The organism is Proteiniphilum sp. UBA1028 (genome assembly GCF_002316955.1).
In the GTDB taxonomy this organism is placed as follows: domain Bacteria; phylum Bacteroidota; class Bacteroidia; order Bacteroidales; family Dysgonomonadaceae; genus Proteiniphilum.
In genome coordinates this window covers 23,355-34,621 of sequence record NZ_DCEN01000047.1, presented here as the reverse complement: position 1 = coordinate 34,621, position 11,267 = coordinate 23,355, and the positions used below count along the sequence as shown (strand labels likewise).

Genomic DNA, 11,267 nt, shown 5'->3' with positions numbered 1-11,267 from the left:
CGGCGTACATCGGCAGGTACCGGTGTCATCCGTATGCCGTTCAATCCACGCTCCAGCATGTGTGTTTGAATACCTGCCTCATGAAAAGGCTTGGTCCACTGACGGACAGCCGTGTTGGGATTTTCACCGAACAACAGGTTGATCTGTTCAAACCCGCCGCCATTGGTTTCCACTCGCGCAAAACACCCCATCTCGACAATTGCGGGGGCTACTTCGGTAAGCTGCTCCACCGTGGGAACATACTTCCCCGATGACTGCCACATGTCTCTGTATAAAAGACTGAATTTTATTTCTCTGGCCATATATGTTTTTTTTATTTACTTCTTCTGAATCGTATCGACCTTTCCTTTCCCATGAGTAATCACATCTACAGCAGCCACAATGGCAGCCAGCTTTTTGGGATGTGCCCGGTTACCGGAGCGGCTGGAGCTTCCCGGTGTTTTTTCATCCTGTATAAACCTGTTGGTGAAATAGATGACCAGGTTTCCGAGTCCTACCACCAGCCAAAGCACAATGATCACCATGATCATACCAATAAGTAAAAGGCCCAGCGCCTCGCTTAAATTTTCCATATGTATTCGTTATATTTACAATCGCACAATGATAACCCGATAACCTGACTGAAAAGAAACAGACGGAATTAACACAAGAATGCAATTTCTGAAATTCAAAAATACAAAAAATATTCAATTGCATGCACGAAAACGGACAAAATGTGCAGTGCAAACATTATTTTGATTCTTTTTTGGGAAACTGACAACGAATGTGCCTGTTACTGGCTAAAGAGGAAGAAAAGGCTATTGTTGGGGAAGTGAGCGTAGAATACTGGATTTAAGAGTGTAAAACTCATCGTCGGACAGTTCTTCTTTGTCTTTGTTCAAACACAAAATTATATCACGTGCCTTTTCTGTAATTCCTATTTTGTCAGGGTAGTTGGCCGCCACATAGATTTTCCATTCGAATAAAGAGGCGGACTTGCTCAACACAGCTTCCAGAAAGCGGGTGTCGAGTAATAGTTTTTTTATCTCAAGTTCGTCTGTGTCCACCATGTTGTTTATATATGGAGAAGACGTAACACCTTTTTCTTTGTACTCAATTTTTCACACCGGAACAACTACATTTCTTAATTTCGACAATCCTCTGTATATCAGATTTCTTAAAGACTGATAGCTTATGTCCATCATCACACAGATATCTTCGTATTTTTTTTCCTCCAGATAATAGAGCGTAATGGCTTCGCGCTGCCTGGCGGAGAGTTCATCTAATAACGAGGATATTTTTCGGTGTCGGAACACTGTCTTCTCCTCCTCTATATACTCACTTTCGATATCTCTTTCGGAAACAGGATGATAATCTTCAATAGGTTGATCGGAAAGATAATTTGTTTTTCTTAATTCGTCGCACAGCTTGTTTTTCAGTGAGACAAAAAGATAAGATTTAAAATTCAGTACATTTTCAAGATTTGACCGGTTATGGTACATCTTGATGAACACATCCTGGATGCAATCTTTCAGTAATTCCTTGTCGCCGGTAAGCTTACAGCCGAAATTAAAAAGCATGTTCACATAATGATCATACAAACTATTAAATGCTTCAACGCTGCCTGTCTGATATTCGTGAAAAAGGAGGGTTAATTTCTCCTCTGTCAAATTTTCCGTATTACGATTTATCTGCGATGTCATGGATGAAATAAAAATAATTTTGTTGCTCACAAACTTATAGGATATTTCACCCGGCGATTGGTAATTATTGGTATTAGAGTGGAAAAAACTGACAAACATGTTCTACAACATCTACTTCGCTGTGTCGGTCTTTTGGAACCAATACAGCTCCTTTTCCCGAGGGGAATTCACAACGTATTGATCCTTCGCGTCAATCCGTTGCTCCCGTGACGTAACCTTACCGGTAACGGCGTCAATTATTTTTACACGATACGTTCCGGGGGGAAGAGATACTACACACCGGTCGCTGCTCCTGCGGAAATAAATGATCTTTCCGATACCAGTTTTTTCCAGTGCATAGTAATCTGCAGGAAGTTCTCTTTGGTGCATAACATCCATCTGCAAGGCATCCTTTAGAAAGCCGGGATCGTCGACGGGCGGTATGCCGGGAAGGGATCCTCCCGCCATGAAGATCGCCCACGCCATCTCGGGGTATTTCTGGGCATAGTAGGTAACAGCTTTACCGGGCTGCTTTTGCCGGTATTCACTCACTGCCCTGTATACATCTTCAAAAGAGACCTGTCCCACTTTCATCTGCCGCGCAAACTGACGGGGTGCCATATGTTTACCGCCTTCAGGAGCATAAAGCTCACCCCCGTCTTTATAATGCCAGTAACGGATATCAATGATGTCCACCACCTCCGAACGGACGGGATCGTCCAGAATGGCATCCTGCACATCTTTTGTTGCACTTAGCGCAATGAGTGCATCTTTTCCGGTTTCTTTCTCCCATTCCGCAACCACATCGAGCCAGAACTCTACAAAGCGAAGCGGACCGGTAAACTCGGCACTGGTCAGATGCACCACATTCTCTTCTTCTGCCAGAGCATTCAGGCATTGCCGGATATAGTTTTTGTGCAATTCCCTTCGTTTTTCATTGTCCACATCGTAAAACAATCCGGACATAAAAATACGTTTGTCTCCGGCAAAGGGAACAGGTTCCGGGAATCCGGATTCGTTCACGTTGTTTGCAGTACGCCATGGGAAGTCCACCCAATGAGCACCCGCCTCAATGATGTTGTGTTGAAAATAATGCTGGTGAAACAACAGGATGCCCTCGGCCGATCCTTTCCGGGCAAACTCCTGCAACCGGGACCAGTACCAGGCATTGGGCTTTGTCAGATCGTACTTCGAGAGCCCATCCCAGGCAAACTCCCTCCCGCTCCTGGCAAAAGGTTGTTCGTAGAACGGACCCCAGACGTCACCGTTTTTTCTTTTTACCCGCTCATGATCGTCCCGGCGCCTGTCATACCACAACCCATAATTGTGATCAAGCACCGCGAGACCATGGTTCTTCATGGTTGCAACCACGGAGTCGATCCTGTCGGTCAGCCCGGTGCCTTCGCGCCCGGGTACAAAACGGGTAATGTGAGGCGTTGCCTTGGCAATCTGAGTTGCCCGCAGCTTCCCGCTCCACCAGGAAACACCGGTTGTTCCCCCCGTCAACAAACGATCGCCGAAACTTATTTTCCCATCTACAATAGCAGAGGCCTGGTTAGCTCTCACCTTTCCGCTGTCTCCGTGCTCTTTCAATTGAAGTACCGACAGCAGTCCGGGTGCGCGGGAGGCCGTGTTACCGGCGCTTTCCATGATCCACTGCTTCAGGGTGAGCCGGGGCTCCGACGCTTCTTTTGTCAGTGCCATCGCCTGTTCCACGGTGGGACTACTGGTAGCACTCGTATTGACGGGCAGGAGCCTCGCTCTTCCTGAAAAATCGACTCCCAAACGATCCGACAGCTGTGCATAAAAGAAACTTCTGGGATGAAGGTGATTATTCGATTCGCTCCACTCCCCGTCGCCCGAAAATTGCGCCCAGCATCCGTACGCCCTGTTTCTATTCGCTGCATCGGGCGAATAACAAGCTATTTCCGCGGCTGTGCATTGCCAAAACAGGCTGTTGGCGGTGGTCCAGCCTCCCCCATTGTTGTCTTGCCCGATATTTTTAAATACCAGATCGTTCCCGTCAACATTCACAATATCGAACAACAGACCGCATGCCCAGCTATCGATGGCCCCACTGTAATCATAAGAATTCTTCGTTTCACACTGAACAAATGCATTGGGACCTGCAGCCAGATAGCCTGCCCCAAAATCATGCATGCCCTCTTCCGAATAACATCGCTGAAACAGGTTCAGCTGGCCCATCGTCAGAAAGGTACTTCTCCTCATTCCCCCGATCTCGGAAACAGGATTCCCGGAAATACAGTCTTCCACGGTGACGTTGGAGCTGCCGGGCTGAAGGATTACTGCGCTGCCGGCCAGATGTTCGAAGCCTACCATCCTTACCCAGCAGTCGGTGGCATGGTCTATGGAGATGCCCGTCCAGCAATGGTCTTCGTCCTTTGGATTGTTCGTGTCGTAGTCCGATACGATGGAAAGCCCCTCTATCCCCACATTCGATATCCTTCCGGGCCAGGAATAGCGCAAAATTCGGGAGTTTGCCTCTGCGGCATCCAGTGCCATGGTCAGCGGCGCATCAATCTCTACGGTGTTGCCTTCTACTTTTACAATTTCCCTGTCCCAACAGACATCCATCTCTCCCGGCTTCCAACCCAGGTATGTAATGCCACCGCCAAAATGATCGCAGCCCAGCCGCTCAATCCATTCTTTTGTGGAAGGCCTGTAAATCATGACGTGATCGCCCTCCTTCAACCGGAAAACATCGCCTGCGGCCAACAGCCGGGAGTTAACAGGAATGTAGTCCGAAACAATGGACAAGGTATCGGTTACGGTCAGGTCGTCAACGCCCTCCACGTAGACCATTGCCTCGCGGCCAACTCCTGTTTTTCGCAAAACAGTCGCGTTCAGCCCGCTTCCTCTCAGTACCACGCCCGACCGGGTCAGAAACAACGAACCATTCACGGTAAAAGTTCCCTTGTCCAGCAACACAGCCCCCCTGAATCCTTCCTCGTTTAGAGGTAACGACTCCACGTAACGGATCGCCCGCTGGATCATTTCGGTGGCATCGCCCTCCACGAAGGGAACAAAAATTTCGTTTGCAATGGTGGGAATATCTTTTTCAGAGCTACTGTATCCGCAATAGGAAAAATCGAGTACCCTGTTTCCGAGACTGTCCGCCACATACATTATTTTACCCTCACGAAGCAGGAGGGACGGATCTTGCGAAAAGAGGCAGAGGGGCAACAACCAGCATCCCACCAGGGCCGGAAGTTTAAAACAAAGAGGCAACGACAGTCTCATGGATATATTCTTTAGCTTTGGACGAACAAAAGGACGTTTTGTAATCACACAGAAACATTCCGGTACTCGTTTACATATTCACGCGGTGAGAGCTTGTATTTCTTTTTGAAGCATTTCCCAAAATACCCCGAGTCCTTGAATCCCACAGCAAAAGCAATCTCGGAGACAGACATGTCGGTACCTTTGATCAGTTCTACCGATTTACTGAGCCTGATCTCTTTCACGAAATCGACCGGAGCTAACCCGGTAATGCTTTTCAGTTTTTTGAAGAAGGCCGACCGGCTGATGTTCATCGTTGCGGCAATCGCATCGATATTGAAGTCGCTGTTGTCCACATTTTCTTCGATGATCCGGCTCACATTTTCGATAAACTCCACATCTTTCTTCATCAGGAACTCGCCGTAATCATCCTGCTGCGAGACCGGTGTCTTGTCCCTATTCCACAATTTTTCCCGGAATATTTTCTGCTCATTCAGCAACTGATCAATCCGTGCGATCAGGTGCTTCTTATTGAAAGGCTTGGTGATATATGCATTTGCCCCCAGACGGATGGACCGGATCCGGAAGTCGTCGTCGTCTTTCGCAGTGAGAATAATCACCGGAATATGACTAATCTGAAAATCATTTCGAATCTGCTCCAACAATTCCAATCCGCTTACTTTGGGCATCATCTGATCCGTAATGACGATGTCGGGATGATAGAGATGCACCTTCTTCAATCCCTCCACACCGTCGTAGGCTGTATCAACGTTGAACCTGTCCTCAAGCTGCAATTTAAGCATGTTGCACAACGACTTGTTGTCTTCAATCAACAGGAGAGAAGAGAAGTGCGACCGGTCGTCTCCCATCTCCACACCGGCAACCACCGGTGATGATTCGGTTGTTTCGTCAGCAGGCGTCCCCTCAATGATGTCACACATATAAAAGTCTACTTCCGACTCCTTGTAGTGCTCTTTACCCAAAGGCCACTCTATGGTAAAAACAGAGCCTTTGTTTTCTGCACTCTCCACCTTTATGGTACCGCCGTGGAGGGTCATCAGTTCTTTAGCCAGCGCCAGCCCGATTCCGGTTCCCTGGTATAGGGCATTTTGGGAAAAACGTTCAAATATTTCACCCAGCTTGTTCTGTGCAATCCCTATGCCACTGTCTTCTACCCGCACAAAACAACGAAGACTCTCCTTTTCTGCACCGCAGGTAAGCAATACACTTCCCCCTACCGGAGTAAACTTGAAGGCGTTGGACAGAATATTCCTGATCACCGTTTCCAGCTTGTCTTTGTCACCCCATACAACGAGATCGTCCTCAAGCAAATGATAATCATAACTAATGGCATTCTCTGCGGCAAGCACGGAAAACTCATCGTAGAACGACTTGATGACTGCATTCAGATTTATCGGCGAAACATGCAGGCGCATCTTTTTATTTTCAATTTTTCGAAAATCCAGGATCTGGTTCACCAGTTCGAGCATGTGATTGGTGTTGTTTTCCATCAGGCTTATATACTGCTTCCCCTTTTCGGTGAACTGTTCGTTTTCTTTCAACTCCTGAATCGGCCCCTTTATCAGCGTAAGAGGTGTCCGCAGCTCGTGGGAAACATTCGTGAAAAACTTGATCTTCAGTTCCGACAGCTTATGCTCGATGTAGACATCGTTCTTCATTTTAATCATCAAGGCCACAAATCGCAATATGGTATAAAGCAGGGCGAGCGCCAGAATTGCATAAACAACGTACGCCCAGGTGGACTTCCACCAGGGAGGCAGTATCCTTATTTGCAAGGTCTGCCCCGAAGACAACCTCGGATTGGTATCGTCTTTTGTCTTTACCCGAAAAAGATAACTCCCCGGGGGTACATTTGTGTAGGATGCAATCCTGTTTTTATCTGCCACGTGCCACTCTTTTTCGTATCCCTCAAGAATATATTCGTACCGTACGTGGCTTTGGGTGTAATAATTCAGGGCGGCGAACTCAATGGAGAACATGGACTGGTGGTGCTTCAACGTCACTTTTTCCACGTACTTGACCGAAATGCTGTCGCTGCTCCAGATATCGTAGTTTTTGTTGGATACGGTCATGTCCACAATATAGGTGGGGTAGTTGAAGTGATTATCCAAGATGCTTCTGGGATCGAAGGTCACAATACCCTCCCTGCTGCCAAAGCCAATGACACCATCTTCAAGCTTCAATGCGCTCGACTCCTCCATCGCATAGTCGGGAAGGCCGTCATTTTTATCGAAGTTGCGGAACGTTTTGGTAGAAGGATTAAACCGGGAGACCCCCTTTTCGGTTGATAGCCACAGATTGGCATGATCATCTTCGATGATGGACAGAATGACTTCGCTGTTGATGCCGCTGCCTGTACCGAAAGATTCAAAAACAGGTTTTCTTTTTACGCTATCATACTGTATCAGCCTGTTGAGCCCCATGCCAAAGATACTTACCCAGATGGTTCCACGCCTGTCCCTATAGAGGTTGTAGACATCATTGTTGCTGAAGTTTGCATCATTTTGGTAGGTTTCAAATAGTATATCCTTTGCCAGGGAATAGTTTCCATCGAAAGACATCAGTCCGTCGCTTGTGCCTACCCAGATCCGTCCCCCCTCATCTTCGGTGATTGCCCTCACCTCGGTGTACTGTCCATATTCGGGATAGCGGGAGAATGAATTGTATTTATGCCGGAAGAGAAGGTGCCCCTGTTCTTCCTGCAACAAGTTCAGTCCTCCGCCAAAAGTAGCCACCCACACACGCCCTTTGCTGTCCTGAAATGTATAATAGACATCGTTGCTGCTGATGGAGTTTGAATTGAAAGGGTCGTGCGTGTATTTGCGAAAGAGATATCCGGAGGGTCTACGCTCATCCGGTACGGCACTTACCAGACCCTGCCCTTTGGTTGAAAACCAAAGGATTCCGTTCCTATCCTCCATAATATGATAAACATTACCAATGTAGTTGTTTGAGGGGGAGAATTTATTTTTTAGCGTACCATTCCGGTCAAATTGAAACACTTCCGCCTGTCTGTTTCCGACCCAAATGTCGCCGTTGCTGCTTTTGAATAACGCTTTGATGGCAGTATATTCCTCTTCCGACTGCACACGGTGACCAAACCCGAGGAGGGGGTTGATCAGGTAAAAAGGATCCCCGGGAAAACTTACCTGAAAGATACCATTTTCGTAGGAGGTAAGCCACAGAATTCCCTTGCCGTCAAACAGGAGATTCGAGAACTTCAGGGGCTGACTGGCAACGTTGTTGGAAGCAATATCCAGCTCTTCCATTTCCAGGCTCTCCCGTTCCACACGATACACCTTTCCGGAGGTGGTAAGAAAAAACATCCCCAGCTCCTTCCCATCCTGCCAGCTCACGGACTCGTTCACCTGCTGCTCCCCGGCAAACGTGAATGTTTTCGATGCTTCACTGATCGGATGATAGGCGATAACACGGTGATTGTCCGTGATGAACCAAAGCAGGCCGGAATAATCGGAGAATGAACGAACTACGTTCGTCGGCGGTGCAATGATCTTTTCTGCCCTTTTGCCTTGCAGATCAACCCTGTAAACACCTGTGTTACCAACAGCCGCATACAAGCGGTTGCGGTCGTCCAGGATCATATCCTGAATTTCACCGTATCCCTGCAAAGAGCGGTTTACAATGATCTCACCGTTGTCGGGAAGAATGCCAAATATTTCTCCTTTCCTGTTAGCAATCCACAAAGTGTCGTTCTTCTCATAAAAACAGGTGAAAGTTACATCACCGGAAAGCGTCTGAAGCAATTCGTGCACATGGTGGGGTGATTTTTTCTTCAACAGCTCGCCTTTACGACAGGAGAAGATTGAAAAGTCCATGCCGATCCAATTGAGATGACCGCCATCTTCGTAAAATATGTTCCGCTTCAACCGGGAATCACCATCCTTATTATCCGATTTGTACAGCAAGACGATATCCACCAGGTGACCGGGTGCCGGGGAAGCCAGCAGTAAATCTTTATTTTTGGTAAGCAGCAGGAAGTCGCCTTTTTTTGTTTCCTCGATCTTGATGATTTGCGCATTCAGGGAAAATCCTCGGGGCAACCAGTTGAAGATAGCATGAAACTGCTCGTTCTTCTTGTCGAAGATATACAACTTGTGATCTGTGGTTTTAATCCACAGGTTGCCATACCGGTCTTCCATGATATCCTGGATCTTCCGGGGAGGTATGTCTGCCTGATATTTGCTGCGATTGTTGTAAGTTCTGAATTCCTTACCATCGAAACTGCATAACCCATGCCAGGTGCCAATCCAGAGAAAACCATCACTTGACTGCAACACACAGTGTACAGTTTCGTGGGCCAGGCCGTCGACGGTGGAATAGTGCCCGACAATAATATCCTCATTCCCCCATAAAAAAGAGAACCAAAGGAGGTTGAGAGAAAGAAAAATCAGCTTCTTCATGTTATTCCTCTGAAAAAAAATGCTCTTGCAAAAGAGCATATAGAGCCGCAGCACAGGATTCCCTTCTTTCATGGCGGAACCCGGCTTGCAAACATAAATGAAAAACCGGAGGAATCCAAGCATCGCGGATAAAATAGCAAGGAAACCGGTCAATACTCATCCCGGGAATGGTTCAGCTTTGCCAGCTTCACCAGCTCCACTATAGCAATTGGCATTAACGACAACCCGCCCACATAGAGCCAATGGGTGTAATCCATCACTACCACCCCGAAGATCTGCATCATACCGGGAGTAAGCAGTACCACCAGCAACAGCAGCGCCGACAAGAAGATGGAACCCAACAGCGATTTGTTGCTCAGCAAGCTTGTGCGGAAAGAGGAAAGTTTGTTTGAGTGCAGGTTACGCACGTGTAACAGCTGTGAGAAGCCCAGCACGGCAAATGCCATGGTCTGCCCCAATGGCTGTCCGCCATCCCGGTAACCCACAATATAAGCTGCCAGCGAAATAATCCCGATGGTGGCCCCCTGGTAAAAAATACGCCAGATCATTCCCTTCGAAAAGAATCCCTTTTTGGGATCCCGCGGCTGGCGGGTCATGATGTCACTCTCGGCCGGGTCCATGCTCAACGCCAGTGCCGGCAGGCTATCTGTCACCAGGTTAATCCACAGGATGAGGATGGGCGACAGTGGATTGCCCATATTAAAAATGGAGGCAACAAAGATCAGCAGTACCTCCCCCACATTGGCCGAGAGCAGGAACTGAATTGCTTTCAGGATGTTGTCGTAAATACGACGACCCTCCTCCACGGCGCCGACAATGGTGGCGAAGTTATCGTCCGCGAGGATCACGTCGGAGGCATCCTTGGCAACTTCCGTACCCACGATACCCATTGATACACCAATATCGGCCTGCTTAAGCGCAGGCGCATCGTTCACGCCGTCCCCCGTCATCGCCACAATATCTCCCTGTGTCTGCCATGCCTGCACGATGCGCACCTTGTGTTCGGGAGCCACTCTTGCGTAAACCGAGTAATCCTGCACAGTGTGGTCAAGCGTATCCTGCGACATCTCCTCCAGGCTGGATCCGGTGATGGCCTTGTGCCCCTCCCGGTATATCCCAATCTCTGAAGCAATGGCTACAGCCGTCACCTTATGGTCGCCCGTGATCATCACGGGGCGTATGCCGGCCGTACGGCATTTCTTCACCGCCTCCACCACCTCGGGGCGCGCGGGGTCGATCATCCCAAGAAGCCCCACAAACACAAGCTCTTTCTCCACCGTCCCGGCACTCACTTCCGCGGGAACAGCACTCATCTCTTTGTAAGCCACCGCCAGCACCCGCAGGGCCGATTGAGCCATCCGGTGGTTAACTTCTTTGATTGTTTCACGGTCTTCTTCGGTAACAGGGCGGATTTTTCCGTGAACAACAATCTGCGACGTGACATCCAGCACTTCGTCCAGGCCACCCTTCACGTTGATACGAAAAGTCCCATCTCCCATCCTGTTCAGGGTAGACATCCGTTTTCTATCGGAGTCAAAAGGCACCTCCCCCACGCGGGGAAAACGCTCCTCCAGCGTCAGCCTGTTCATTCCGAGCCCGAGTGCCACATCGACAATGGCGGTCTCGGTGGGGTCGCCGGCAGTTTCATGTTTTCCGTCGTTCAGCATCTTCAAATGGGCGTCGGTACAAAGCAGGGCGACCTCCAGCAACAGGGTCTCATCGCTATCCAGCTCCTCCGACGGGGGAGCATTGCGAAAATCGATCCGTTTGCCACCACTCCATCCCTCCACCACGGTCATCCTGTTTTGGGTCAGTGTCCCGGTTTTATCGGAACAAATCACCGTAGTGCTTCCCAGCGTTTCCACCGACGGCAGCGTGCGCACAATGGCATTCAGCTTTACCAGTCGCTGCACACCAATAGCCA

At 48.7% G+C, this 11,267-nt stretch carries 6 protein-coding genes and 1 pseudogene; all 7 read right to left on the bottom strand.

Translation table 11 applies throughout. From position 1 onward, the window contains the following. Nucleotides 1-302, bottom strand: a pseudogene (locus B3Z75_RS08250) (oxaloacetate decarboxylase); the annotation flags it as partial. Between the two features lie 15 nt (nt 303-317). Continuing rightward, nucleotides 318-572: an OadG family protein gene (locus tag B3Z75_RS08245; protein ID WP_294069927.1), complete on the bottom strand. Its 255-nt coding sequence runs from the start codon at nt 570-572 to the stop codon at nt 318-320. A gap of 225 nt (nt 573-797) precedes the next feature. Continuing rightward, the gene (locus B3Z75_RS08240; protein ID WP_294069917.1) at nt 798-1,049 is read right to left on the bottom strand and encodes a hypothetical protein; all 252 of its coding nucleotides are present in this window, start codon (nt 1,047-1,049) and stop codon (nt 798-800) included. Between the two features lie 51 nt (nt 1,050-1,100). Continuing rightward, nucleotides 1,101-1,682, bottom strand: a complete 582-nt coding sequence (locus B3Z75_RS08235) for an RNA polymerase sigma factor (RefSeq protein ID WP_294069955.1) — start codon at nt 1,680-1,682, stop codon at nt 1,101-1,103. Nucleotides 1,683-1,793: 111 nt separating this feature from the next. Then, nucleotides 1,794-4,922 (bottom strand): DUF6298 domain-containing protein, encoded by a 3,129-nt coding sequence (locus B3Z75_RS08230; RefSeq protein ID WP_294069913.1) that lies wholly within the window; start codon nt 4,920-4,922, stop codon nt 1,794-1,796. 44 nt (nt 4,923-4,966) lie between these two features. Beyond that, entirely contained in the window at nt 4,967-9,343 is a 4,377-nt protein-coding gene (locus B3Z75_RS08225; RefSeq protein WP_294069910.1) for a two-component regulator propeller domain-containing protein, read from the bottom strand. A gap of 149 nt (nt 9,344-9,492) precedes the next feature. Further along, nucleotides 9,493-11,267 (bottom strand): cation-translocating P-type ATPase (locus tag B3Z75_RS08220; protein ID WP_294069906.1); only part of this gene is annotated, 1,775 nt, incomplete at its 5' end.